The organism is Paenibacillus sp. NRS-1781 (assembly GCF_050467745.1).
In the GTDB taxonomy this organism is placed as follows: domain Bacteria; phylum Bacillota; class Bacilli; order Paenibacillales; family Paenibacillaceae; genus Paenibacillus; species Paenibacillus terrae_A.
This window is the reverse complement of the sequence record NZ_JBITPI010000015.1, coordinates 121804-145306: the sequence shown is the minus strand read 5'-3', so window position 1 is coordinate 145306 and position 23503 is coordinate 121804. Positions and strand designations below refer to the sequence as shown.

25 protein-coding genes and 1 pseudogene are annotated in these 23503 nt (G+C 49.9%); 19 read left to right on the top strand and 7 right to left on the bottom strand.

Annotated elements, in window-relative coordinates:
• Positions 1 to 18 precede the first annotated feature (18 nt).
• The 9 genes from ACIFO6_RS05315 (at position 19) to ACIFO6_RS05275 (ending at position 9213) form a co-directional block, all read left to right on the top strand.
• Positions 19 to 1122, top strand: a complete 1104-nt coding sequence (locus ACIFO6_RS05315) for a sirohydrochlorin chelatase (RefSeq protein ID WP_430038779.1) — start codon at positions 19 to 21, stop codon at positions 1120 to 1122.
• Positions 1119 to 1898, top strand: coding sequence for a precorrin-6A reductase (cobK, locus tag ACIFO6_RS05310; RefSeq protein WP_430038777.1), 780 nt, complete (start codon positions 1119 to 1121; stop codon positions 1896 to 1898). The genes ACIFO6_RS05315 and cobK overlap by 4 nt, the downstream gene beginning before the upstream one ends.
• Before the next feature lie 136 nt (positions 1899 to 2034).
• The gene (locus ACIFO6_RS05305) at positions 2035 to 2679 is read left to right on the top strand and encodes a precorrin-8X methylmutase (protein ID WP_014278561.1); all 645 of its coding nucleotides are present in this window, start codon (positions 2035 to 2037) and stop codon (positions 2677 to 2679) included.
• A gap of 74 nt (positions 2680 to 2753) precedes the next feature.
• A complete protein-coding gene (locus ACIFO6_RS05300; RefSeq protein ID WP_430038775.1) occupies positions 2754 to 3899 on the top strand; it encodes a cobalt-precorrin-5B (C(1))-methyltransferase in 1146 nt (381 codons plus the stop codon).
• Positions 3892 to 5148 (top strand): precorrin-6y C5,15-methyltransferase (decarboxylating) subunit CbiE, encoded by a 1257-nt coding sequence (gene cbiE, locus ACIFO6_RS05295; protein WP_430038773.1) that lies wholly within the window; start codon positions 3892 to 3894, stop codon positions 5146 to 5148. Before ACIFO6_RS05300 ends, cbiE begins: the two co-directional genes overlap by 8 nt.
• 29 nt (positions 5149 to 5177) lie before the next feature.
• A complete protein-coding gene (cobI, locus tag ACIFO6_RS05290; protein WP_430038771.1) occupies positions 5178 to 5894 on the top strand; it encodes a precorrin-2 C(20)-methyltransferase in 717 nt (238 codons plus the stop codon).
• Positions 5891 to 6685, top strand: a complete 795-nt coding sequence (gene cobM / locus ACIFO6_RS05285) for a precorrin-4 C(11)-methyltransferase (RefSeq protein ID WP_134912100.1) — start codon at positions 5891 to 5893, stop codon at positions 6683 to 6685. The genes cobI and cobM overlap by 4 nt, the downstream gene beginning before the upstream one ends.
• Complete coding sequence (locus ACIFO6_RS05280) at positions 6678 to 7766, top strand: cobalt-precorrin 5A hydrolase (protein ID WP_430038769.1); 1089 nt, start codon at positions 6678 to 6680, stop codon at positions 7764 to 7766. The genes cobM and ACIFO6_RS05280 overlap by 8 nt, the downstream gene beginning before the upstream one ends.
• Positions 7759 to 9213, top strand: a complete 1455-nt coding sequence (locus ACIFO6_RS05275; RefSeq protein WP_430038767.1) for a cobyrinate a,c-diamide synthase — start codon at positions 7759 to 7761, stop codon at positions 9211 to 9213. Before ACIFO6_RS05280 ends, ACIFO6_RS05275 begins: the two co-directional genes overlap by 8 nt.
• Positions 9214 to 9387: 174 nt before the next feature.
• Here the strand turns inward: ACIFO6_RS05275 and ACIFO6_RS05270 are convergent, their stop codons facing one another.
• Positions 9388 to 9837: an AbrB/MazE/SpoVT family DNA-binding domain-containing protein gene (locus ACIFO6_RS05270; protein WP_430038765.1), complete on the bottom strand. Its 450-nt coding sequence runs from the start codon at positions 9835 to 9837 to the stop codon at positions 9388 to 9390.
• Positions 9838 to 10268: 431 nt separating this feature from the next.
• Here ACIFO6_RS05270 and ACIFO6_RS05265 point away from each other — a divergent pair, with 431 nt between their 5' ends.
• The 6 genes from ACIFO6_RS05265 (at position 10269) to ACIFO6_RS05240 (ending at position 15358) form a co-directional block, all read left to right on the top strand.
• A complete protein-coding gene (locus ACIFO6_RS05265) occupies positions 10269 to 10907 on the top strand; it encodes a ThuA domain-containing protein (RefSeq protein WP_137060635.1) in 639 nt (212 codons plus the stop codon).
• 102 nt (positions 10908 to 11009) lie between these two features.
• On the top strand, positions 11010 to 11369 hold the full coding sequence (locus ACIFO6_RS05260; RefSeq protein WP_430038763.1) for a phasin family protein: 360 nt from the start codon (positions 11010 to 11012) through the stop codon (positions 11367 to 11369).
• 1 nt (position 11370) lies between these two features.
• Positions 11371 to 13041 (top strand): ABC1 kinase family protein, encoded by a 1671-nt coding sequence (locus tag ACIFO6_RS05255; RefSeq protein ID WP_430039056.1) that lies wholly within the window; start codon positions 11371 to 11373, stop codon positions 13039 to 13041.
• 23 nt (positions 13042 to 13064) lie between these two features.
• On the top strand, positions 13065 to 13637 hold the full coding sequence (locus ACIFO6_RS05250; RefSeq protein WP_430038761.1) for a hypothetical protein: 573 nt from the start codon (positions 13065 to 13067) through the stop codon (positions 13635 to 13637).
• Between the two features lie 144 nt (positions 13638 to 13781).
• The gene (locus ACIFO6_RS05245) at positions 13782 to 13913 is read left to right on the top strand and encodes a hypothetical protein (protein ID WP_430038759.1); all 132 of its coding nucleotides are present in this window, start codon (positions 13782 to 13784) and stop codon (positions 13911 to 13913) included.
• Positions 13910 to 15358: a SulP family inorganic anion transporter gene (locus ACIFO6_RS05240; protein ID WP_430038757.1), complete on the top strand. Its 1449-nt coding sequence runs from the start codon at positions 13910 to 13912 to the stop codon at positions 15356 to 15358. Before ACIFO6_RS05245 ends, ACIFO6_RS05240 begins: the two co-directional genes overlap by 4 nt.
• 164 nt (positions 15359 to 15522) lie before the next feature.
• Here ACIFO6_RS05240 and ACIFO6_RS05235 read toward each other — a convergent pair whose 3' ends face one another.
• Positions 15523 to 15759, bottom strand: a complete 237-nt coding sequence (locus ACIFO6_RS05235) for a helix-turn-helix domain-containing protein (RefSeq protein WP_430038755.1) — start codon at positions 15757 to 15759, stop codon at positions 15523 to 15525.
• Positions 15760 to 15930: 171 nt separating this feature from the next.
• Here ACIFO6_RS05235 and ACIFO6_RS05230 point away from each other — a divergent pair, with 171 nt between their 5' ends.
• Positions 15931 to 16290, top strand: coding sequence for a hypothetical protein (locus ACIFO6_RS05230; protein ID WP_430038753.1), 360 nt, complete (start codon positions 15931 to 15933; stop codon positions 16288 to 16290).
• A 318-nt stretch (positions 16291 to 16608) separates the two neighbouring features.
• On the opposite strand, the gene ACIFO6_RS05225 is transcribed toward ACIFO6_RS05230, so the two are convergent.
• A complete protein-coding gene (locus ACIFO6_RS05225) occupies positions 16609 to 17841 on the bottom strand; it encodes a peptidase (RefSeq protein ID WP_430038751.1) in 1233 nt (410 codons plus the stop codon).
• Between the two features lie 389 nt (positions 17842 to 18230).
• On the opposite strand from ACIFO6_RS05225, the pseudogene ACIFO6_RS05220 reads away from it, so the two are divergent.
• Positions 18231 to 18326 (top strand): annotated as a pseudogene (locus tag ACIFO6_RS05220) (FAD-binding protein); the annotation flags it as partial.
• Between the two features lie 22 nt (positions 18327 to 18348).
• Positions 18349 to 18612 (top strand): TetR-like C-terminal domain-containing protein, encoded by a 264-nt coding sequence (locus ACIFO6_RS05215; RefSeq protein WP_430038749.1) that lies wholly within the window; start codon positions 18349 to 18351, stop codon positions 18610 to 18612.
• Positions 18613 to 18618: 6 nt separating this feature from the next.
• Here ACIFO6_RS05215 and ACIFO6_RS05210 read toward each other — a convergent pair whose 3' ends face one another.
• A complete protein-coding gene (locus tag ACIFO6_RS05210) occupies positions 18619 to 20040 on the bottom strand; it encodes an SMI1/KNR4 family protein (RefSeq protein WP_430038747.1) in 1422 nt (473 codons plus the stop codon).
• A 212-nt stretch (positions 20041 to 20252) separates the two neighbouring features.
• Here ACIFO6_RS05210 and ACIFO6_RS05205 point away from each other — a divergent pair, with 212 nt between their 5' ends.
• Positions 20253 to 21887, top strand: a complete 1635-nt coding sequence (locus ACIFO6_RS05205) for a DUF6138 family protein (protein WP_430038745.1) — start codon at positions 20253 to 20255, stop codon at positions 21885 to 21887.
• Between the two features lie 11 nt (positions 21888 to 21898).
• On the opposite strand, the gene ACIFO6_RS05200 is transcribed toward ACIFO6_RS05205, so the two are convergent.
• From ACIFO6_RS05200 to ACIFO6_RS05190, 3 genes are all read right to left on the bottom strand, one after another.
• Positions 21899 to 22147, bottom strand: coding sequence for a hypothetical protein (locus tag ACIFO6_RS05200; protein WP_430038743.1), 249 nt, complete (start codon positions 22145 to 22147; stop codon positions 21899 to 21901).
• A gap of 102 nt (positions 22148 to 22249) precedes the next feature.
• Complete coding sequence (locus ACIFO6_RS05195) at positions 22250 to 22810, bottom strand: hypothetical protein (protein ID WP_430038741.1); 561 nt, start codon at positions 22808 to 22810, stop codon at positions 22250 to 22252.
• A 31-nt stretch (positions 22811 to 22841) separates the two neighbouring features.
• Positions 22842 to 23471 (bottom strand): hypothetical protein, encoded by a 630-nt coding sequence (locus ACIFO6_RS05190; protein ID WP_430038739.1) that lies wholly within the window; start codon positions 23469 to 23471, stop codon positions 22842 to 22844.
• Between the last annotated feature and the right edge of the window lie 32 nt (positions 23472 to 23503).

Sequence of the window (23503 nt, the reverse complement as noted above, 5' to 3'; positions counted from 1 at the left end):
GAGGAGGAAAATACAGTAGTGAATGCAATATTGTTGGTTGGACATGGAAGTCGGGACCCGGAGGGGAACCGGGAGCTGCTGGAATTTGCACAGGCGGTGGCAGATCGGGTGCCGGATATGAGTGTGGAAACCTGTTTTTTGGAGCTGACACGGCCCAGCATTGCTGAGGGTGTGCAGGCGTGTGTGGAGCAAGGGGCGACGCGTGTTGTGCTTGTTCCGATTATTTTGTTCGCAGCGGGACATGCCAAAATTGATATTCCGATGGCGATTGACCGGGCAAAGGCGAAATATCCGCAGGTGGAATTTGTATACGGACGTCCGATTGGCGTTCACGAAAAAATCGTCAGCATTCTGCAAAGCCGCTTGAAAGAGGCCCGTCCGGTTGCGGTTCCAGCCGGTATGGATAGCGCTGTGGAGGCTTCTGCCGAGGTGACGGATGAAGAAACGGCTGTGCTAGTGCTGGGACGCGGAAGCAGCGATCCGGATGCGAACAGCGACTTTTTCAAAATTACCCGTATGCTGTGGGAGAAACTCCCGTATACGTGGGTGGAGAGCAGCTTTATCGGTGTGACACAACCCTCATTTCCAGATGGCTTGGAGCGTTGTCTACGTCTAGGTGCCAAAAAAATCATCGTGCTTCCATACTTTCTATTCACAGGTGTGCTGATTAAGCGTATCCGAGAAATGACAGAGGAATTTGCGGAGTCTCATCCTGAATTACACGTGGAAATGGGCGGATATATTGGGTTCCATCCTCAATTGGTCGAGCTGGTGCTGGAGCGTGCCAATGAAGGTTTAGTCGGCAAGGTTATGGCCAATTGCGATAACTGCCAGTTCCGTCTGGAGGCGCAGGAGCATCACCATCATCACCACGACCATGATCACGATCACGGACATGACCACGATCATCATGATCATCACGACCATGACCACCATGCACATGGACACGAGCATCATCATGAGGATCACTCGCATGATCACGACCATGACCACAAGCACGAGCATGTACATGCGCACAGCCATGATGACCATGATCATGAACACCACCACGATCCTACACATGCGCCGTCTGTTGCGAGCGGAAGCGGGATTTCAGGCAGCGGGCAGGTGAGTGGCTCATGATTTTTATGCTATGCGGAACGAGCGATGCTCGGGAACTGGCGCTGCAAATCCGTGACAACGGCTTCAGGGTATTGGCCTCCGTCGTAACAGAAAGCGCGGCAAACAGCCTGTCCGAAGTGGGTTTGGACGTACGTACAGGTCGAATGACAGCCGATGAAATGGCAGCGGTGGTTCGGGAACAGGGAGTGCAGGCCATCGTGGATGCCAGTCATCCTTTTGCAGAAGAAGCTCATGCGAATGCCATGACAGCCGCCCGCGAGTCTGGGGTTCCTTATGTTCGCTACGAGCGGGCAGGGCTGGTGTATGACAATCATCCCCTGCTTCATATCGTACCCTCCTATGAGGAAGCCGCATTGGAAGCGAAGCAGCTCAAAGGCTCAGTAATGCTTACAACAGGCAGCAAGACGCTCGGCACGTTCACCAAGCATTTGCTCGAAGACCCGGAGATTCGTTTGGTTGCTCGAATGCTCCCACGTCTGGACAATATGGAGAAATGCGGCGAGCTAGGCATGGAGCAAAAAAATATTATTGCCATGCAGGGACCTTTTTCCCGCGAGATGAACGAAGCATTGTACAAGCACTTCAGCACGACGGTGATGGTGACCAAGGAAAGCGGACGCACGGGAGCGGTGGATGAAAAGGTTCAATCTGCGCTGGAGCTGGGCATTCATGTGATTTTGATTTCCAGACCAGAAGTGGAATTTGGTACCGTATTTGATCATTTCAACGGAGTGATCGACGCACTGCGTACAGCAGAAGAGAAAGCTTCCATTTGAGTTGAGTCATGCCCCTGTGAATCCGGTCGATCCGGTCAATCCAATGAATGCACAACGATTTCTGGCGTGTATTTAAAATATAGTCATCTTAAAGTACGTATATAAACTAATTTTCTATAAAGGAGTGGTCGAGACGATGGATTTTAAAACAGATTTCAAACCGCTGACGGTGCAGCCGCAGGAGATTGAGGGCAAAAGCTTCGAAATGATCACCGAGGAGCTGGGAGAGCATCCTTTTACAGAAGCGCAATATCCAGTCGTACAACGTGTGATTCACGCGTCTGCTGATTTTGAGCTGGGTCGTAGCATGGTATTTCATCCGAAAGCGATTGAAGCTGGAGTTGCGGCCATTCGCGCAGGGCAGCAGGTCGTTGCGGACGTGCAAATGATTCAGGCGGGTCTGAGCAAGGATCGTATCCGTCAGTTTGGCGGAGATGTGCATGTCTACATTTCCGACCCGGACGTGATGGAGGAAGCAAAAAGACTGAATACGACACGCGCCATCATTTCGATGCGCAAAGCGATTCAGGCAGGTGAAGGCGGTATCTATGCGATTGGTAATGCGCCGACAGCGCTGCTGGAGCTGATTCGTCTGGTAAAAGAAGGAGCGGCCAAGCCCGGCCTGATTATCGGGATGCCAGTCGGCTTCGTATCGGCGGCAGAATCGAAGGACGAGCTGCGCAAGCTGGATATTCCGTTCATTACGAACATTGGGCGCAAGGGCGGCAGTACCATCGTCGTGGCGGCATTGAATGCAATCTCCTTAATGGCTGTCCGCTAGATGCGGCTGTCCGTTTGCTGTATCATGAAATGAATTGGAGCATGATCAGCATGAGAGGTTAAGGAGGAATTGGCATGAAAAAGGAAGCGGCGTCCGCCGACAGGCCCAAAAGGATGAAAAGCGGTGAAGCTCCCGCGCCGGACAAGCCGATGCGGTCAGGCTTTACGACTGGAGCCTGTGCGGCTGCGGTTGCCAAGGGAGCAGTGCAACTGCTCATCACGGGCATTCCGTCGAAGGAAGCGGTGATATCGCTGCCAGCGGGATTCGATCATGCGTTTGAGCTGATCGAGCCTGTGCTGAACGCGGACGAGGCTTCCTGCACGACGATCAAGGACGGCGGCGATGACCCGGATGCGACGCATCAGGCGAGAATTATCGCGTCCGTCAGTTGGCGGGAGGAGTCGGGCATTGAACTCGATGGCGGCATCGGTGTGGGGCGGGTGACGAAGCCCGGCCTGCCTGTGCCTGTCGGGGAAGCAGCGATTAATCCTGTGCCGCGCCGGATGATTACCGAGGCTGTCACAGGCGTGCTTGAGGAGCATGGATCGGCTAAAGGTGTCCGTGTCGTCATCAGCGTGCCGGACGGTGAAGAAATCGCCAAGAAGACGCTGAATGGGCGACTTGGTATTCTTGGCGGTATTTCCATACTGGGTACGCGAGGTGTAGTGGTTCCATTTTCCACATCAGCTTATAAAGCCAGTGTCGTGCAGGCCATATCGGTTGCGCAAGCCATGGATTGCAAGGAAATTGTCCTGACCACAGGCGGCAGTAGTGAAAAATATGCCATGCAAATGTATGATCAGCTCACGGAAGAAGCCTTTATTCAGATGGGCGATTTTGTCGGCTTTGCGATCAAGCATGGAAAACGGCTGGGAATGAAGAAAATTATTCTCGTCGGCATGCCCGGCAAGCTGTCGAAGGTCGCTCAAGGTGTCATGATGGTTCATTCCAAGAGCGCCCCGGTGGATTTTGGCTTTTTGGCCGAGGTCGCGCGTGAAGCGGGTGTGGACGAGTCGCTTGCAGCGGCGGTGGCCGAGGCAAATACAGCTACACAGGTGGCGGATATGATGACCGAGGCGAATGCGCTGAGTTTTTTTGAAAAGCTGTGCACCTATGGTTGTCAGCATTGCTTGGAGCATGCAGGTGGTGGAATCGTCGTAGAAATGGTACTGGTAACGATGAAAGGGAATGTGCTGGGGAGGGCGAGAGTCGGTGAGTAGAGTGATCCGTGTCATTGGTATTGGTGAAAATGGAGCGGCAGGTCTGTCGCAGGAGACGCTGGAGCGAATCGAGCGTGCGGACGTGCTGGTTGGCGGAGAGCGGCAACTGGCCTTTTTCAAGGAAGCCACAGGGGAAAAACGAACATTAAAGAGCGGCTTTTCCGCCGTAGTGGAAGAATTGGGACGTTTGCGTGAGGACAAGGATATTGTCGTGCTTGCGTCAGGCGATCCGCTTTTTTTTGGCATCGCAGGGTATTTATCCGCCAAGCTGGGGGCTGAGCATCTGGATATTTTGCCGCATCTCAGCTCGGTTCAGCTGGCATTTGCACGTCTGGGCGAGAGCTGGCAGGATGCGGTGCTGGAAAGCGTACACGGCCGTCCGATGACCGGACTGGCGCAGCGGATCGACGGACAGAACAAGGTCGCGCTGCTGACGGACGACCGGAATCATCCCGTCGCAGTCGCTGCCTATCTGCTGCATTACGGCATGACAGAATACGATGCCTTTGTCGGCGAGCATTTGGGCGGACCGGATGAGACGTATCGGCATTATACGCTGGAAGAGATGGCGCGGGGAGAGTTCCAACCACTGAACGTGGTTATTTTGCGCCGCCGTAAAGGTGCGGACGTACCTGCGATTCGTCGGGGGTTTGGCTTTGAGGACGCGGAATTTCACCAGCGCAAGCCGGAAAAAGGGCTGATTACGAAGCGCGAAGTGCGTGTATTCAGCCTGTCCGAGCTGCGTCTGACAGAGCGAAGCATCGTATGGGACATTGGCGCAGGCTCTGGTTCTGTAGCTGTGGAGTGTGCGCGGCTGGCGAAGTACGGGCAAGTGTTTGCCATTGAGAAGAATGAAGGCGATCTCACCAATGTGGAAGCGAACAAGATCAAATTCCGCACCGATTTTCCGGTCATTCACGCCAAAGCGCCTGCCGGACTGGAAGAGCTGCCAGACCCGGATGCGGTGTTTATCGGCGGGAGCGGGGGGGAACTGGCGGAGCTGATTCGGCTGTGCGCTTCCCGTCTGCGTACGGATGGACGAATTGTAGTGAATGCCGCAACGATTGAGACGCTGCATGACGGCATGAAGGCGATGCAAGAAGCGGGGCTGGAAACCTCGGTGACGTTACTGCAAACAGCGCGTAGCAAGCCGATTTTGAATATGACGCGTTTTGACGGACTGAATCCGATATATGTCATTACGGGGCGGCCGTCGGTGGAAGCGGCTGACGAGGTAGCAGGGGAGTAATTTGGTAGATCAAGAGGGGGAGAGACAGCATGAATACGGCGGCAACAGGAACACTTTACGGCGTAGGCGTGGGGCCGGGTGATCCCGAGCTGATTACGGTCAAGGCGTATCGTATGCTTCAAGAATGCGCAGTTGTGGCTTATCCGAAGAAACGTCGGGGAGGCAAATCGTATGCCCATGAAATCGTGGAGCTGTACGTAAACCCAGAGGAAAAAGAGATGCTGGGGCTCATTTTCCCGATGACCAAGGACCCGGTTGTACTGGAACGGGAGTGGAACAAAACGGTGGTTGCCTGCTGGGAGGCTCTGAGTCAAGGCAAGGATGTAGCCTTTGTCACCGAGGGGGACCCGAATCTGTACAGTACCTTTATTCACTTGGCGCGTCTCATGAAGGAGCTTCATCCCGAGGTGCCGATTGTATCTATTCCGGGCATTTCCTCTGTGTTGGGAGCAGCGGCGGCACTGGAGTTGCCTTTGGCAGACGGAGATCAGCAGGTCGGTATTATTCCGGCTACCCATGATAAGGAAGCGATGAAGCGGGCGATTGAAAATCACGATACGATCGTGTTCATCAAGGTTGCCAAGGTGCTGGATCTGATTTTGGATGTGCTGGATGAACTGAATCTGGGGGATCGGGCGTCTGTTATTACCAAGGTCACTTCTCCTTATGAAATGGTATGGCGTAACGCGCGCGAGCTGCGCGGACAGGAGCTTGAATATCTGAGTCTGATGGTGGTGAGCAAATGAGTTTGGAGCCGAAAGTATATATTGTAGGAGCGGGGCCCGGCGATCCCGAGCTGATTACCGTCAAGGGCTCCCGGATTTTACGTACAGCAGATGTTGTATTGTACACGGATTCACTTGTGAACGACGAACTGATTGCCACGGCCAAGCCGGAGGCGCAGGTGCTGCAAAGCTCGGGCATGGATCTGGAGCGGCAGGTCGAAATTATGAGCGAGGCTGTGCAGGCTGGACGCAGTGTAGCTCGTGTACATACGGGGGACCCGGCAGTGTACGGTGCCATTTTGGAGCAGATGGTATTGCTGAAGCAGCGCGGAGTCGCTTATGAAATCGTGCCCGGTGTTAGCTCGGTCTTCGCTTCTGCTGCCGTGCTTGGCGCAGAGCTGACTGTGCCTGACCTGACACAGACGGTCATTCTGACGCGTGCGGAGGGACGCACACCTGTACCGGATCGGGAAAAGCTGCGCGACTTGGCATCCCATCACTGTACAGTGGCGTTGTTCCTTAGTGCAACGTTGGCGAAGAAGGTCGTTGTCGAGTTTCTGGCGGCTGGCTGGAGCGAGGACACACCTGTAGCGGTTGTACAACGTGCAACCTGGCCAGACCAAAAGATTGTGCGCACAACGCTCGCTCAATTGCCTGCCGATCTGCGCGCAGCGGGAATCACGATGCATGCGATGATTTTGGCAGGTTGGGCGCTCGATCCGGGGCTGGTGGACAAGGACGCGCATCGTTCCAAGTTGTATGATAAGTCGTTCACCCACGGCTACCGCAAGGGAGTGAAGCCTGGTGAGTAATCCATTTGCCGCTGTGGCGATCACGAAGCATGGAGTGGAGATGGTCCGTCATTTAGGAGCCAGTTTTCCGGGAACGGATGTGTATTACATGTCCAAGTTTGAGCGGGGCGACGAGCAGGAGCACGGTATTCAATTGTTCGAAGGCTCGGTTAAGCTGATTTTGCCGGATTTATTTAAACAATATAACGGTATTATTTTATTTATTTCTCTCGGTGCGGTCGTTCGTATGATTGCGCCGATTCTAGTGGATAAAAAGGTAGACCCGGCGGTTGTCGTCATTGATGATCGCGGGGAGCATGTCATTAGCGTACTGTCGGGGCATTTGGGCGGAGCCAATGAACTGACCCGTCATGTGGCTTCGGTACTCGGCGCGCGCCCGGTGATTACGACCGCATCGGATGTGCAGGGCACGATTCCGGTGGACATGTTCGGTCGGGAATTAGGTTGGGTAGTCGACAGCTTCCACAAGGCAACTCCGGTGAGTGCGGCTGTTGTGAATGAGGAGCCTGTGGCGCTCGTGCAAGAGACAGGCGAACGGAACTGGTGGCGTTATGACAAGCCTGTGCCTGCCCATATCAAGGTATATGCTTCGATGGCAAAAGCGTCACAAGAGCCGTTCAATGCGGCATTGGTCGTTAGCGACCGTCTGCTGGAGCCGGAGGAAGAGGAACGGTTTCTGGCTAATGGCGTGCTATATCGTCCGAAAAGTCTGGTGCTCGGCATCGGCTGTAATCGGGGTACTGCTGTGGAGGAGCTGGAGGCTGGCGTGCTGGACAGCTTGAATGAGCTTCGCTTGTCTGTGAAAAGCGTGCGCAATATTGCGACCATTGATCTGAAAAAGGATGAAGAGGGCTTGCTTGCCCTTTGCGCCAAATACGGCTGGGAGCTGGTGACGTACACCCCGTCAGAGCTAAACACCGTGCAGCTTCCCAATCCATCGGAAACGGTCTTCAAGTACACAGGAGCGTACGGTGTCAGCGAGCCTTCAGCGCTCTTGTCCTCCGGTGCAGATCATTGGCTGCTGGAGAAGAAAAAAAGCGGTAATATGACCATTTCCGTAGCACGGGTAGCTTATGACTGACCGCAATAAGCAGGATGTGCGGACCGATCCGGCCGCTGGCGCGCGGAGAAGCCGTATCGTCGTGGCTGGAACGGGCAGTGGCGCGGGCAAAACGACCGTCACCCTCGGGCTGATGAAGGCTTTTGCCGACGGCGGCTTGCGAGTGCAGGGTTTTAAGTGCGGGCCGGATTATATTGATCCGACCTATCACACCGCCGCGACCGGAACGCCTTCACGTAATCTCGATTCATGGATGACCTCGCCGGATACGGTGCGTGAAACCTTTATCCGTGCCTCCGAAGGTGCGGATATTTCCGTGATTGAAGGCGTCATGGGGCTTTATGACGGCAAGGACCCGCTCAGCAACACCGGGTCGACCGCCGAAATCGCTATGCTGACGGATAGTCCTGTGCTGCTGGTCGTTGACGTACGTAGTATGGCACGAAGCGCGGCCGCTATTGTACTAGGTTTCCAGCGTCTGGAGCCGAAGCTGCGCATTGCGGGTGTGATCGTGAACCGCTGCGGAAGCCAAGGGCATTACGGCATCGTCAAAAAGGCGATTGAGCAGGAGTGCGGCATCCCTGTGCTCGGCTGGCTCCAACGCGACGACGGGCTGGATATTCCCGAGCGTCATCTGGGCTTGGTCCCGGCTGTCGAGCGCGGCGAACTGGAGCCGCTCTTTCAGCGGGCAGCGGAGCTGATCCGCGCAGGCACGGATTTGGACGCGCTGCGGGCACTGGCGGACTCGGCTCCGCCGTTGTCTTTGCCAGTGCAGCCGCTATTTGCCCCGGGTCGGCTTTCGTCGGAGACGCAAGCCGACGCCGGGGCACGTCCAGTCATTGCCGTTGCCAGAGATGCGGCGTTCAATTTTTACTACCCGGAAAATTTGGATTTGCTGCGTCAGTCGGGAGCTGAACTTTCTTTTTTCAGTCCGCTGGCGGGAGAACGCGTACCTGAGCAGGCAAGCGGCCTATACCTGGGCGGCGGCTTCCCTGAGGAGTTTGCCGCAGATATCGCTGCAAATACGGGCTTCTTGGAAGATATCCGCAACGCGGTGAGCCGGGATATGCCTGTATTCGCCGAATGCGGTGGTTACATGGTGCTGGCACGTACACTTACAGATCGTTCCGGTGCCGTGCATGGCATGGCGGGAGTGATCCCGTCCGATGTGCGAATGCAGGAAAAGCGGGCCGCACTCGGATATCGGGAAGCAACTGCATTACAGGATTGCTTGCTGCTGGAAGCCGGTGAGAACATTCGGGGCCATGAGTTTCATTATTCTGTGATGGCCTATGATGAATCGGCCTCCCCGTACCCTTATGCCTATCAAACCAAGGGGATGCGCGGGCTCCAGAGCGAAGGCTATGCGAAGGGTAACCTGTTGGCAGCTTACACGCATATTCACCTTGCCTCTCTTCCCAAGGCGGCAGCACGCTGGGTAGAAAAGTGCAGGGCATACGGTCAGTAATCCGCCATCTGGCAACCATTGCAACTGTAGTTCCTAACAGGATAAAAGAACAACTTCGTGTGTATGCCAAAAAAGCCGGGTCCCTTGCTGACAAGGGTCCGACTTTTTTAAACTTAGGAAAGAATCAACCTTACATAACATGGAAGCGTATTCATTACTTTTTTAGTGGTTTGCTCACATGAGCTTCTTCAACTGGGAAATCCTTCCCTGACTCACGCCTAGCATAGAAGCGAGTTGTTTTTGTGAGGATGCTGGGTGTTCTTCCATAAGCTCTTTCATTTTTTCCAGAATAACATCTGTACGTTGATAAATCTTTTTCATATGCATATTTTGCTTGATTGGATTCAAGTTGGTTTCTGCCACCGTGACCGGAAGCAAATCTTCCGTTTTCATCGCTGCTGTACATTCGTCGCAAATAAACTGGTCTTTAAAATAAGTGTTCGTATCAACCGCACCGCAAAATATGCAATTGGTTGATTTGTACTTACGGAGCATGAGTGTCTGGTCTTCAATAAAAAACTCTAATGGATCGCCGATGTCAATCTCCATCGTCATGCGCAACTCTTTAGGAAGCACAATTCGTCCCAAGCTGTCCAAAGGCCGGGTCATTCCAGTCCTCTTCATTCATGCAACCTCCCCGGTTTTTAAGATTCATAGAATGTATAAGTTTTAAGAGAGCTTAATAATTCTATAACCGCAAGCATAAACTTCTTACTAAAAAGCGATTCAGCCTTTTTTAGAAAACACATGAACACGCTTTTTTTCTTACGAGTATACCATAAACCGATGAATTCGCCAGTGTTCACGCATATAAATTTTTGAACATGTTTATTCCAATCGAATATATATGCTATAATCCTCTGCTAAAGGATTTAATAGCTCGCCTGTAGAATTATTTATATATCCCATAGCTCGGGCTATGATGGCGGTGTTATGCGCAACGGGTGAGGGCTAGTTTGAATTTTTTGAGCCCAGAGACGACACAAATAAGAACAAATGATACGGGACATCGTCTTTAAAGTCCTTATGTACAGATTAGGCAAGGAGGATTCATCATGGAAAGAAGAAAAGCATTGTTGTTAGGAGATTATACGTATCCGGAGTTTCACCCGCTACAAGGGGTGGACGGAGAGATTAGCCATATTTTACAGGATTGGATGACAGTACAATGCAGCGAGAATCGTAAAATGCTGCTCAAGGAAAACCTGGCCTCATTTGATTTATGCATCTCATACTGCGATAGCCGCAAGGAGGTTCTGTCTCCCCAGCAAACAGCAGGGTTGCTGTCCTACGTCAGTGGCGGGGGTGGACTGCTCGTGCTGCACAACGGAATTACGTTGCAAGGCCGATATGAAATTGCACAGCTCATGGGGGCGCGTTTTTTGCGGCATCCTGCTGCGGGCCAGTTGTCCTTCAAGGTGACGGAGCCGGACCACCCGATTATGGAAGGGATTGAACCGTTTGAGATCGAGGAGGAGCCGTATCGGTTTGATTTTGATCCGTTTACTGAAAAAACACTGTTGATGGAATACGAATACGAGGGCCAATGGTGCCCAGCAGCATGGTCGTTGTCCTATGGCTTGGGTCGGGTTGTCTATTTGATGCCTGGACACAATCAGCCAAGCTTCCAGCATGAAGGGTATCGTAAGCTGATTCTTCAGGCTGCCAAGTGGGCCGGACGCTTGCCGGGCTAGTATAACTGATGTCTTCTAACTAGGGAAGGGGAGCTGCGGACTTTATGCGGTTCCCCTTTTCGGGTTATACTATAGGAAATCACAGGTAGGGGAGGATATATCATGAGCGATTTGTTCAAAAAAGCCATCTCTTTGGGATGGGGCCTCACCATTGTCAGCAAAGAAAAGGTGGAAAAAGCCGTCGAGGATCTTGTGAACCGGGGAGAACTTGCACCCTCGGAATCCAAAGCGCTGGTTGATCGTCTGATCGAACGGGGCGCAGAGGAACAGGGACAGTTCAAAACGGTGATCCGCGAGCAGGTTAGCCGCATTTTGCAGGAGCTGGATGTACCTACCGAAACTGATGTCGCAAGTTTGGAGCAACGTGTGGCATCCCTGGAAAAAAAGGTAGCGGAGCTGGAAAAAGAGAAGGCCGCGCTTACGGGTTCGAGCGATGCTGAAGAAGGGAACCGACTGGATTAAAATGGCGGTTCGTATAAAGCACGCCGGTCGTTACCGGGAAATTGCCATGGCGCTGGCGCGTCATGGCTTTGGCTATATGGTGGAGGAAATAGGCCTGTTCCAGCTATTATCGCTGCCCCGTAAGTGGCTGATGAGAGAAACGCCAGAGTCCAAAACGCTGGGCGAACGGATTCGGCTGGTGCTGGAGGATCTTGGGCCTGCGTTTATTAAGCTTGGGCAGTTGGCAAGCACGCGCGCAGACCTGTTGCCGGAGCCGATTATCCGTGAGCTGGTCAAGCTTCAGGATCAGGTGCCGCCATTTTCTGCTGAAACCGCACGTGGCATTTTGGAACAGGAGCTGGACACGTCATTGGAGGATATCATGGCCCGTTTTGACGATGTTCCGCTGGCTGCTGCTTCCATTGGTCAGGTGCATCTGGGGAAGCTGCACAGTGGAGAACTGGTCGCCATTAAAATCCAACGCCCTGGCGTGAACCGCATCATTCGGCGGGATCTGGATATTTTGAGGGAACTGACTGCAATGGCGGTCAAACGCTGGGAATGGGTGGAACGCTATCAGCTTAGCCAGATGATGGAGGAGCTGGGCAGATCGCTCATTCAGGAACTGGATTACAACCATGAAGCCCGCAATACGGAGAAAATCTCGCTCCAGTTCGAGCAGGACTCGCATATCCATATTCCGAAAATATATTGGGACCATACCTCCTCACGTGTATTAACCATGGAGTTTTTGGATGGTACTCATCTGGGCAATCGCGAAGAGCTATTACGTCGTGGATATGATTTGAAGGATCTGGCGCAGCGGCTGGTAAACAGTATGCTGCATCAAATCTTTATTGAAGGTTTTTTTCACGCCGATCCTCATCCGGGAAATTTGCTTGTCCTTAAAAATGGCAGTCTCGCTTATTTGGACTTCGGCATGACCGGGCGGTTGAGTGAAGAGATGAAGAATCATCTGTCCTCGCTTATTATCGCGCTGATGCGCAAAAATACCGATGCCATGGTTCGGGCTATCGAACGGCTGGGGCTAGTTGAGCCAGATACGGATATGAACGCGCTGCGTGCCGATCTGGATAAGATGCGCGAAGATTACTCGGACGTTCCGTTCTCGCAGGTCAGCATCGGGAATGCCCTGAACGACCTGTTCGGCGCAGCACAGCGGCACCGGATCGGCCTGCCTTCAGACGTCTTGCTGCTCGGTAAGTCGCTGCTGACGCTGGAAGGGGTCGTTGAGCATCTCGACCCTGATCTTAGCATTCTTGCTCTGGCGGAGCCTTTTGGCAACAAGCTGTTAAAGGAGCGCTTTAGCGGCCGTCGTATCCGGGGCAAGCTGCTGGGCGGTGCGACCGAGCTAGTCGAGACGCTGATGGAGCTTCCAGGGCAGGCAAGGCATCTGGCTTCGATTATCAGCAAAGGCAAGCTCAAGCTGGAGGTCACCGTGCCGGAGCTGGAAATGCTCCTACGCAGGCTGGATCAAATCAGCAATCGCCTGTCGTTCAGCATTGTACTGCTGGCGTTCTGCATTATTATGGTCGGTCTGATTATCGGTTCATCACTGAATCATCAGGCGAACATGCTGTGGAATGTACCTGCGATTGAGATTGGCTTTGTCGTCGCTCTCTTAATGGTTGCCTTTTTACTGTATTCTATTTTTAAATCGGGAAGATTTTAGATACCCATCGGAAAGGATGAGCCATGGATACTCATGAGATCAACACCATCCCCATTCATAGTTTCCAAATCACCGATGTGCCGTGGCACCGTCTGACGACTCCATATGGCAGGGGGACCGAGCTGCCGCAATTGATGTCGGACGGAAAATATGATGACATTGCTAATCTGATTGAGCATCAGGGCACATTGTGGCAGGTTACGCCGTGGGCTTTGCTTTTCTTATTAAGAAATATACATGCGAGAAAAGTGAATGATATCACGCTAGAGGAATTAGAGTGTTATCATGCAGTTATTGAGGCATTGGATATGCAAAATGCACAAGCTGATTCACAGAAGTCTGTTGAATCCCTGGCCATGCTGTTGGATGAAAAATATCTGTGGCCAGAAGACACCGATCCTGAAGAAGATGAACTGGAGTGGGAAGAGGAAGAAGCGCGAGGCTATGATCCGGTGGCCTTTTGGAGCTATTACGATTATAGCTACCGTTTATTGAAGCGTGCATTACCTGACTTTGAGAGCATGCTCCTGCATAGCTCCGAAGCGGATATCTGTGACTCCCTAATGGAGCTTGTACAGGAATTGCGAAAATTTTAAATATAAGAAAACGAATCAAACGAAGGAAACAGGCGATATTCCAAGGAAACGCCTGTTTTCTTTTTCCAAACAGCCTCTTACCTGACTCGTTTCTGCGAACCCCTTACGTTATAATGATGGACTGAATGTAACGGACGGGTTCGTGTGAGAGAAACGAGCCGAATCATAGGAGAGCCTATGCGATTGGCCGCTGGACGGAGGCCCGGAACGACTACCGGGCTGCGGGTCAACACGCTGTTCTCCGTTAATATAGGAGGCCGGAACGAGACTGTATGAATCTTAGACAACAATGGTTCGGTAATATCCGGGCTGATATACTTGCAGGTATGACCGTGGCGCTGGCGCTGATCCCGGAGGCGATTGCCTTCTCGATCATTGCCGGTGTCAATCCGATGGTCGGATTGTACGCCTCCATTTCGATGGCAATTGTCATTTCTTTTGCAGGCGGACGTCCGGCGATGATCTCGGCAGCAACTGGCGCTGTAGCGGTACTGGTGGTGGGCTTGGTGAAGGATCATGGCGTGGAATATCTGTTTGCGGCTACTATTTTGGCAGGTATTATTCAGGTGCTGCTGGGTGTTTTGAAAATAGGGCGCTTTATGAGCTTTATTTCGCAGCCGGTCATGACCGGGTTTGTGAATGCGCTGGCGATCCTCGTCTTTATGGCGCAGCTCACCCACTTTCACGGAGCCAATTGGATCATGTACGCGATGGTGGCGGGTACGCTGCTCATTGTGTATATTTTGCCGAAGTTTGTGAAAAGCATTCCCGCTCCATTGACGGCAATCATTATCATGACGATCATCACGTATACGTTTGGGTTAAATGTTAAAACCGTAGGCGATATCGGTACGCTGACTAGCTCACTGCCTTCATTCCATATGCCGCAGATTGAGTGGTCGTTGCATACCTTGTGGATATTGCTGCCGTATTCCTTTACGATGGCGCTGGTGGGACTGCTAGAATCACTGCTAACAGCCAGTATTTTGGATGAAATGACCGAAACAAAAAGCAATAAAAACCGGGAGGCCCGTGGGCAAGGGCTTGCCAACTTTGTCAATGGTTTTTTCGGCGGTATGGGTGGCTGTGCCATGATCGGGCAATCCGTTATTAATGTTAGCTCGGGAGGTAGAGGGCGTTTGTCCACCTTCACGGCAGGGGTGTTTCTGGCCTTTCTGCTGTTGGTGCTCGGCGGGGTTGTGAAGGAAGTACCGATGGGCGCACTGGTGGGAGTTATGTTTATGGTGTGTATCGGGACAGTGGACTGGAATTCGCTCCGAAATATCGCCAGGGTTCCCAAAGCGGACACATTTATCATGGTTACAACGGTCGTCATTGTGGTGGCTACGCATGATTTGTCCAAGGGAGTTATCGTGGGTGTGCTGCTGAGTGCCCTGCATTTTGGCTGGAAAATGGCTAAAATCCGCATCAGCGCGACAGAGGACGACGATGAAAAGGTGTACCATGTTAGCGGTCCGATGTTTTTCGCTTCGACGACTCATTTTGTCGATCATTTTGAACCTTCGGATGATCCGAAACGCGTGGTGGTCGATTTCAGCCAATCGCATATTTGGGATCATTCTGCGGTAACCGCCATTGGGAAGGTGCTGCAAAAGTACACGAAATCCGGTAAATTGATTACCCTGCGGGGACTGAACGAGGAAAGCCGTTTGATTGTAGAAAAGCTCGGCGGTTCTGTAGTTACGGAGCCGCTGGTGTGATAAATGGTATAGAATAGGTCAAGGCCTGGAATTTAGACATTCCAGGCTTTTTTATGAGTAAAATATTTGAAATTGTTACAATAATTATTATAAATAACTTAAAAATATCCCTGCCAAAGGCAGAGATATAAAGTGCAGCGGATTATTCTATGGATGAATTAGTGTTACTCTAATTCATCTTCAGGTAAATATTCGAGAACATCGTGCAGGGTTAACGGACGACCAGAAAGACGAATCAGCGTTTCCATCACTGTATTAAACGTTTTGAATTCAATCCTCTTGGATGTATTGTTACACATTTCATAGATCGTATTGGGTCTGATTTTAGCCTCACGAGCAAGAGCGTTTTTAGTAATCCCGATTTCTCGAAGCAATTCTTCAAGTTTGAAAGTAATTCCCATACATACACCTCATTAAAAAATTTAGATACAATAATATTAACTATTGAAGTTTATCCTTAAAAGATATAAAATAACTACAAAGGTTGTACTTGAAAGGCTCATGTATTAGGAACCGAACTCAACAACCTTTCATAGAGGACAATATAAAAGATGTGAAGGGAGTTAATTCTAATGAACAAAAGTAATTTTGAAAAAGTAAGTCTCATTCTTGGTCCCTGCGATCTTCCGCATATGTATGAGCTTTTCGAGGGCTATCTGATCAAGGACCGTTACGTCATGATGATCGACAATAGTGTGCTTACCCTTCGACATGTAAAAAAGGAAAGACATCATTCCCATCTATATGTGGACGGCGATACAGGTGGCATCACTCTTGCAAGGCATGTACAACGTGAAGACATAGATGTGATTACTGAGTTGGTTGAACGATTGCGCAACATGGATGCATTAAGTTTTCTTACAGACGAACTGTTATGGAATACATGTCGGGAAGATATGGACTTTGATTTAGTTCGGAATAAAGGACTATGAAAAAATGGTGAACGTAAATTCGAATTCTAATTTTTGTTCCGACGTTACTTAACTATAATGTAACACACAAGCGTAAAAGGGTGAAACAAACTCTTCCATTACTTAAGGTACATATTTACTCTACAAATAGTCTTTAGGCACAGACTACCAATAAGAGCCTAAATGAATAGAATAGTAATTTACACATGGCTAAAACAGATGTGGTACCTGCACTCCTGATGGAGGTACACAGGAAGGCAGGTTTTTTAAATAGAAAAATAGCGCCAGAAGGGGATCGAACCTATCTGGCGCTTTATTCTTAGAGATATGAAAACAATTTTATTTCTTTTGTGCAAACAGCCACTTAATCATATCCTGATTTTGCAAAGCGGGAACCCATGAGAAGTGTCCTACAGGTTTGATAATTCCAGCTTCGTATTCAGTAAAATGAATGAGATTTCCATTTTCCGCTTGAATGGCAGCTACCATTTCTTGCGAGTTTTTAGGGCTTACCGAGGTGTCGTCTACGGCATGGAAGGCCCAAATAGGTACGTTTTTCAATACTTCCACGTGTTTAGGATCAACAGGTGCATACATGTTAACGGCTTTTTCATAGTTGGTCAAACCGGCAATCGGCACACCTGCGGCGAACAAATCAAGATTTTTCTCCAACAATCTCCACGTTCCCATAGCTCCTTGAGAAATACCAACGATATAGATTCGGTTAGTGTCGATCGGATATTTTAACGCCGTTTCACGTACCAGATCGGCTACAGCGCTGTTGCGCGGCTCATCCGCCCAAATGAATTTATGTTCCAGGTCAATCGGGCTTTGTGGAGCGATTACGAAGGAAGGGTGTTTGGCTTGCTGCTCAGGAGAAGCCCAAGTAACAGCACCAGCATTTGCCAGCAGGTTCACTCCGTTTCCGTCACCACGCTCGCCGTTTCCGTGCAGGAACACAACCAGCGGGTAGGTTTTGCCAGACTCTACTTTAGGCTCAAACGTAAAGTAGTTCAGCTTGAAGCCGTCTTTATTTTCAAAGGTGTTTTTTTGGAAATCGTCCACGATAGGTGTAACTTTATCGGTTGCTTTTACAGTCTGTGCAGTGGCAGGAATGACTGCTTTCTTTTGAGTTGCAATGTCTTTCTTTTGACTAATGTAATAATTCAACGTGTTGATGCGGTTGACGCCACTCGTTGCATCGTAAGTAAGGGTACTTGCATTTTTATCCTGCGTATCCAGTTCGATCACGACATATTTGCCATGAGTACTGCGGTTGGTGATGATTCCAGAATCGTTGGTATATACACCAGTCACGGTTCTGTCTGTGTATACATCATTGAGTACAGATTGAACCTGAAAGCTGGAAGTGGACAAGGATGCCCCGTCAATATTGGTGCTGTATTTCAGTACAACGGCAGAAACGACTTCACCCAAAGGCTGTACCTGAGTAAGCAGGGTAGCCTGTGGTGCGGGTACATCGGATGCTGCGGCAGAGCTGGAGGACGGGAAAACGATCGTGAGCAGAAACACGAAAGATAGTAGAACAAGGGCGAAACGTCTTCTTTGCATGAAATTGATCTCCTTTGGTGTCATTTTTTTTAAGCGCTTACACATGCTTGGGATGGTTGACTGTATAATGCTGCATTGTTATAAAATCAAAAAAAGGCAAACTCCGGGTACACAAATGTACTCGGGTTTTGCCTTTTCAGTAACAATCCCACTTGCAGAATAGCATCTTCATTGGAATTTGACAAGTGAGAGCGCTACAATTTTGTATTTTTTTTGTATTATCTCAACTTTTGCAGCTGTAATAAGAGCTAAAGCTCTAATGTATTGATGGCTAGCCCCGATAGATAACTCCAAAAACCGGGGCTTCTCAAACGTAATGTTGTGGGTTATAATCTCACAAATTTAACACTGTTAATTTAAATAACAATGTTAACAAAGGGGATGGAATCATGAGCAAATATGATGTTATCGTCATCGGCGCAGGTCTGGGTGGCTTGTCCTGTGTAGCTAGACTCTCCGCGCTCGGTTACCGAACGGCTGTTTTTTAGCAACCTCGAATCTGTAAGCTTGATCAGCCTTATTGACAGTGGACGCTTTAAAGGCTTTGAGCTGCTTGAATCCGGACTAAAAGCCGCTATGGATGATGGCAGCATAACTCAAGGGGATGATCGCCTGATCGCCACATCCGTGTGGAGCATGTTGCACGGCTTGACTTCTCTGCTCCTGAATTTTGATTTCCCTACGGAAAAATCGAATGACGAATTAATTTCATTTACTATAGATACCTTTTTCAAGGGGTTAAGCCGCTGCGTCAGCGGCTTAACCCCTTGAAAAAGGTTAACAAAGCCCCAAATCAGAAAGCTGCTCTAGCACTGCTTCAATACGGCGTTTATCTTTTTTGAGCATAACAAGCTGCAAAGAAGCATGAAGCAGGTCTGAGATATTAGCCCAAGCGTCTGTTTCCAGAGTGGGAAGAAGATTTCGGTGGATCATGATATCCAGTGCTTCGGTTGCAATTTTCTGATAAAGCTCACTATCAGATAGCCATTCCAGCAGTTGCTCAGCTGTAGGACTGGATTGAGCGAAAAGCGTTGCCCAGCCATCCACCGGATGATTCACCTTATCCCGCATCCAGTCAATGACCTGTGGTGAATGAAAATGCTGTAACTGCCCGTTAGCGGTGTACCCTTCTAATTTACCATTCCCCGTCGAATGCTGTAGCAGGTAATCGCAAACGTATGCTAATCCTTCATGCTCGGGCAGGCAGCGGGCGGTCAGGTAGGCACGGGTGGATACAAATGTACCTACAGCAATAGAGCCGCTATTTGGAACCGAAGATGAAGTCCACGCTTGCACGTTGCCCGGCTGCCATAAGGAGCGGACCCAGTCGGCAGCCCCGTCGCCAGCGGTTTCTCCTATAAAAACGGCCCATGTAGCGAGTTGTGTAGGGTTATGCTGAATGCGTTGCCCCCAGGCAAGAAAAATATCCTTCGGATCATAGGGCTGAAAAGCCTGTAATATGGCAGGATTGTCTACACCATGCATCGTGGTGTGTCTAATCAAAGCCTCAAGTGAATGGGCATCCTCCAGCTTCACATTGCAGAACGTATCCAGCCAGCGTACCCACATTTGTAGCGGGGGACTTTTTAGCTGAATGCCATGCTCGTCAATCACTGTCGTCCAATTCCATATCCATAGGCCGTGTAGTGTGAGGATGGTGTCTATATAGGCGGCCAGATTGTCCGCAAGCAAGGTGAAACGATCCTGCTCGTGATCATAGCAGAACACCGCTGGCTCGGCAGATGATGTCGCCAAATCGAGCAGTACCGGATCGCCCGCACCGTTGTAGTTGAAAATCAGATACCGATGTTCGTCCGTCGTCGCTGGTGAGTCTGCATTTTCCCCATAAGATGTGAAATAGCTAATATACTCATGATTCCAGCCAAACTCACCCGTGATATCTTCGAGTATGTTCAGTTCGTAATCAGAGATGGAGCTATGTTCACCTGTACGTCCCGATACATCACTTACAATACAGTGTTGGGGGAGCGACCATAACAGGTATAGGCTGCCACATCGTTGTATCAATTCTGACAGGGAGGCGGGTAAAGGTCTCTGTAGTCGTTCCTCCAGCGCAGTTAGCTCACCTGTGGAGATGCCCTCCGTCCACTTGTATTCCACGTCAGGCATTCCGCTTTGTCTCAGACGTTTTGCGATATCCCCCAGCCTATCAAGGGTTTGCTCAAAATATGCCGTCATTTTCATTCGTCCTCCTTTTACTTTAAAGTCCGGCAATACTGCTTCTGCAAGAATGACAGAATCTCATTACGAAGCTCCGTTGCTTTCTGTTCATTGAGTCCAAAAGTAAATGAGAGATATGCTATAATCAGGAAATAAAATAGTTATAAATTAGTCTATCTTAATTACGTTAGAACTACAATTTGTAGGGGATGAAGGAGGAACACATCATAATGGTATCAGGGGTACAAGCATACATAGATCCGATTTTCGAGGCAATTGATAAGGTATACGCTTCTGAGCAAAAACGAATCGCCGAATTCCAGACCAAAAGTGCCCTTCACGAAGGAATTCATGAATACTTGAACGTCATGTGTAATAAGAACGGACTACGGGTAGACATGTATGAGCTATTTGATTGGGACAGTCGTAAACCGGATACGAAGATTCCTAATTTTACGGAGGGTGTTACGCTCCAGCAGGTGCAGGACGAATGGATGCCTGTGATCAGGGAACGGATCGAGACGCTGTTTAAGTCTGAACAATTTAGCTCCATGTTCTTTCGTTATCGGCTGGAATTTCATCTGGAAGTGGTCTTGGAGAAGAAATCCAGCCATTTTACATTTTCACTTCTAAACGAAGATAAACGACAGCATTTGTTAGCCTCTATCCAACAGTTTGTGGAACAGAAGCTCAACCCCTCCAGTAAAGCTGTGCCGAAGGAAAAGGACGATTTTTTCTTTGTGAGGCACTTGCTCGATCCTCATTTGTACCCTATAGATGCCGAACGGGTAGGTGACCTTCTGGATCGAATGGATGCAAAAGTGAAGGTGAGCCGCAATCGTGAGGAAGCATGGAGACATCAGCTTAACGGTGACTTGAAGCGTTGGGCTGAAGATGAATTTTTGGCGAGGTATGCGGATCGTGAAAAAAGCTACGGGTTGGATTATACGCTGAAGCCTGATATTCGTCCTTCAGATATTCCTGCACCAGCCATGGAGATGTTCCTGCTCACCGCCATGCGAGTGGGTTCGACCGATGCCGATGCACGGCAGAAATATTTGGAGATCGCTTCACAGCTAGGCTCGGATCAGGCCGCCCAGTGGCTCAAGAGCGGATCAGGTAGCATTCCAGCGCTATACACAAGCGAGCGTGTCACCTGTAAAGCGAATGATATTTTGCAAACGCTGGAGGTTCATATTCGTTCGGAGGAAGAAGAGAGCTACAGGGAAGCGCTCGTATATGTATGCGATATTTTACAGAAGGGCTTTACCAAGGAATATCGCCTGAAGCTCAAGAGCAAGGTGAAAAATATCCTGCCTGTGCCCAAGCTGGCTAAATCCACGTTGCATCGTTTTTTTGCCAATGCACTGGAATATCCCGCTCTCTACCCGCTACTGGCTGAATATGCAGATATCGTGATGGAAGAGTTCAAGTGGTACAACGATGTGGAGCCAGGAGAAAAATCGGCGATGCCGGGCACCTATGCGGTGATGGGACTGGGCCTGAAAGGAACGGACTATTTTCCATGGGTGATTCGCTATATGAAGCTGGTGGACACGGAGCATCAGTCGGTACAGGACGGCTACGCGGCTGCTTTTGCCGAAGCGCATGGACTGACACCGGACACGATTCCAGTTTGGACGAAGATTCTTCTGGCAGGCAACCAAAGTGCCAAGCCGTTGAAGTCGTCCGGAATCCAAAATGTGGAGCAGGCACAGGTGCTGGTCGAGGAGCTTGAGAAGCTGGACGATTACGACAAAGAGCTGCTCGTTTACCGAATTTGGGGCGGCAAGAAGAAGCTGAAAAGCAGTCTGAAACAGGCTGATCCTGTGGTAAAAGCACTGCTGGCGTCTCTTATTCCATAAAAGCATCGTATTCATGGTAATACTGAAGTCCCTGTGCGATGCGGTGGATGTCCGGCTCGTTGCCGCTGCGGTAGCACTTCAATGACATCGTGCACGGTTGCTATCTCCATCCATGTCTGTGCATGGTGATCGGAAAGGGAAGCAGGAATACTTTCATCGCGGTGATTGGTGACGGTGAGACCTGCATCCTCCAGCTCCCATTGCTTTTCCTCAGGGATGATATAATAGGTTCTATTGACAGTATATACCCATTCATTCATACCCGTTTTGGCTAACGTCTGGGACTAACGCTTCGAGACTATTAAAGGTTTGTATGCTCACGCTCAGAGATTCATCCTTGAAGTGTTTCTGTTCCATCCTCGTCATGCCAGCTCTTCCTGAATGATTTCTGTTTTCAGACCTTTGGCGCTTGTAATCGTAATACTAATCGCATCAAAGCCGTTTCGCTTCGCCTCTTCAAAATCGCATAGCTTGCCGTTGATCAGCTCAAGCTGCCCATCCTCATCCACATCGTCTGAAAATTCATCATCCCAATCCACATTGTAATAAGCGGTCACGCTCACTTCAAACGTATCCTCACCGTCTTCATCTAAATAGGGTAAAAGGGGAGTGCGGTTGTTCTGCTGTTCCTCCGTATATACTTCGCATAGCAGTGCATCGTAACCGTGTCGGGTTCCGTCAAATATCACGATCTGTTCGCCCGTGACCGTATCCTCCGCAATCATGAGCTGAGGTGCAAATTCAGTCACGGCGATCAGCTCGTCCATCCACTCTCCATAATAAAAAATATGAAATTTCGTATGTCCGGCCTGTGAACGGAGCTTTCCTGTCCATTCCTGCTCGATCCATGCGTCTGGGTTCTCGGGTACAGCCCATCCCTCCAAATAAGCAGGTCCCCATCGATGTTGTTGTGTTTCTGTCATAAGTAGCTCCTTCCTTTTTCATCGTTATTTTTCATATCATGGATAGAGTAACGATTTTGTTGTCCTCGTCCACGTCTACTTTTACGGTAATTCCCAGCTTGTCCTTGAACAGTCTACTGATATTGATGTAGTTATCTTTCACAAGACTGCTTGATCCACCAGAGCTGTGAGTCATACCTGTTGTGATAATGGAGCGAACATATGCCTTGTCCAGCCTGGCTTCGGGGTTATAAGTATAGATGACTTGTTCCTGCTGGTTATAATAATGCTGTAACTGACTGTAATCGTTGGCGTTCTTATATTTCTTCTCTTGCCGGACGTAATCGGGATGATCCAGGGTGTAGTGAATTCTTCCGTCCAGAAAAGGATTTTCGTTGGAGGGCTTGAGTTCATATTGTCCATAGGCTAACTGAAACAAGTATTCCAAGCCGGCGCCTTCCGCCTGATAGTAGAGCTGACGGTCGTCGCCTTTTTTGTCTATAGCGGTAAAGCTGCTGATGACAGGCCAGGCATCATACTTTTCACCCTCCAGGTCCACGGCAACCTTGTACTGTACAAGTACCTTTTCATTTTGAAATAACCCGAAGCTGCTCATGATGAAATAGGCGGGAACACATATTACCCCGATGATAAGTATGAATATAAATATTTTGACTCGCATGAGTAGGTTGATTCTCCTTTGGTTGTCGATTA

Excerpts from the sequence above, each read along its gene's own strand:
- ACIFO6_RS05240 (WP_430038757.1), top strand. The coding sequence starts at position 13,910 with ATGAATCTTAGACAACAATGGTTCGGTAATATCCGGGCTGATATACTT.
- ACIFO6_RS05305 (WP_014278561.1), top strand. The coding sequence starts at position 2,035 with ATGGATTTTAAAACAGATTTCAAACCGCTGACGGTGCAGCCGCAGGAG.
- ACIFO6_RS05275 (WP_430038767.1), top strand. The coding sequence starts at position 7,759 with ATGACTGACCGCAATAAGCAGGATGTGCGGACCGATCCGGCCGCTGGC.
- ACIFO6_RS05265 (WP_137060635.1), top strand. The coding sequence starts at position 10,269 with ATGGAAAGAAGAAAAGCATTGTTGTTAGGAGATTATACGTATCCGGAG.
- ACIFO6_RS05225 (WP_430038751.1), bottom strand. The coding sequence starts at position 17,841 with ATGCAAAGAAGACGTTTCGCCCTTGTTCTACTATCTTTCGTGTTTCTG.
- ACIFO6_RS05195 (WP_430038741.1), bottom strand. The coding sequence starts at position 22,810 with ATGACAGAAACACAACAACATCGATGGGGACCTGCTTATTTGGAGGGA.
- ACIFO6_RS05190 (WP_430038739.1), bottom strand. The coding sequence starts at position 23,471 with ATGCGAGTCAAAATATTTATATTCATACTTATCATCGGGGTAATATGT.
- ACIFO6_RS05205 (WP_430038745.1), top strand. The coding sequence starts at position 20,253 with ATGGTATCAGGGGTACAAGCATACATAGATCCGATTTTCGAGGCAATT.
- cobM (WP_134912100.1), top strand. The coding sequence starts at position 5,891 with ATGAGTTTGGAGCCGAAAGTATATATTGTAGGAGCGGGGCCCGGCGAT.
- ACIFO6_RS05250 (WP_430038761.1), top strand. The coding sequence starts at position 13,065 with ATGGATACTCATGAGATCAACACCATCCCCATTCATAGTTTCCAAATC.
- ACIFO6_RS05300 (WP_430038775.1), top strand. The coding sequence starts at position 2,754 with ATGAAAAAGGAAGCGGCGTCCGCCGACAGGCCCAAAAGGATGAAAAGC.
- ACIFO6_RS05255 (WP_430039056.1), top strand. The coding sequence starts at position 11,371 with ATGGCGGTTCGTATAAAGCACGCCGGTCGTTACCGGGAAATTGCCATG.
- ACIFO6_RS05200 (WP_430038743.1), bottom strand. The coding sequence starts at position 22,147 with ATGAATGAATGGGTATATACTGTCAATAGAACCTATTATATCATCCCT.
- cobK (WP_430038777.1), top strand. The coding sequence starts at position 1,119 with ATGATTTTTATGCTATGCGGAACGAGCGATGCTCGGGAACTGGCGCTG.
- ACIFO6_RS05260 (WP_430038763.1), top strand. The coding sequence starts at position 11,010 with ATGAGCGATTTGTTCAAAAAAGCCATCTCTTTGGGATGGGGCCTCACC.
- ACIFO6_RS05230 (WP_430038753.1), top strand. The coding sequence starts at position 15,931 with ATGAACAAAAGTAATTTTGAAAAAGTAAGTCTCATTCTTGGTCCCTGC.
- ACIFO6_RS05210 (WP_430038747.1), bottom strand. The coding sequence starts at position 20,040 with ATGACGGCATATTTTGAGCAAACCCTTGATAGGCTGGGGGATATCGCA.
- ACIFO6_RS05235 (WP_430038755.1), bottom strand. The coding sequence starts at position 15,759 with ATGGGAATTACTTTCAAACTTGAAGAATTGCTTCGAGAAATCGGGATT.
- ACIFO6_RS05270 (WP_430038765.1), bottom strand. The coding sequence starts at position 9,837 with ATGAAGAGGACTGGAATGACCCGGCCTTTGGACAGCTTGGGACGAATT.
- cobI (WP_430038771.1), top strand. The coding sequence starts at position 5,178 with ATGAATACGGCGGCAACAGGAACACTTTACGGCGTAGGCGTGGGGCCG.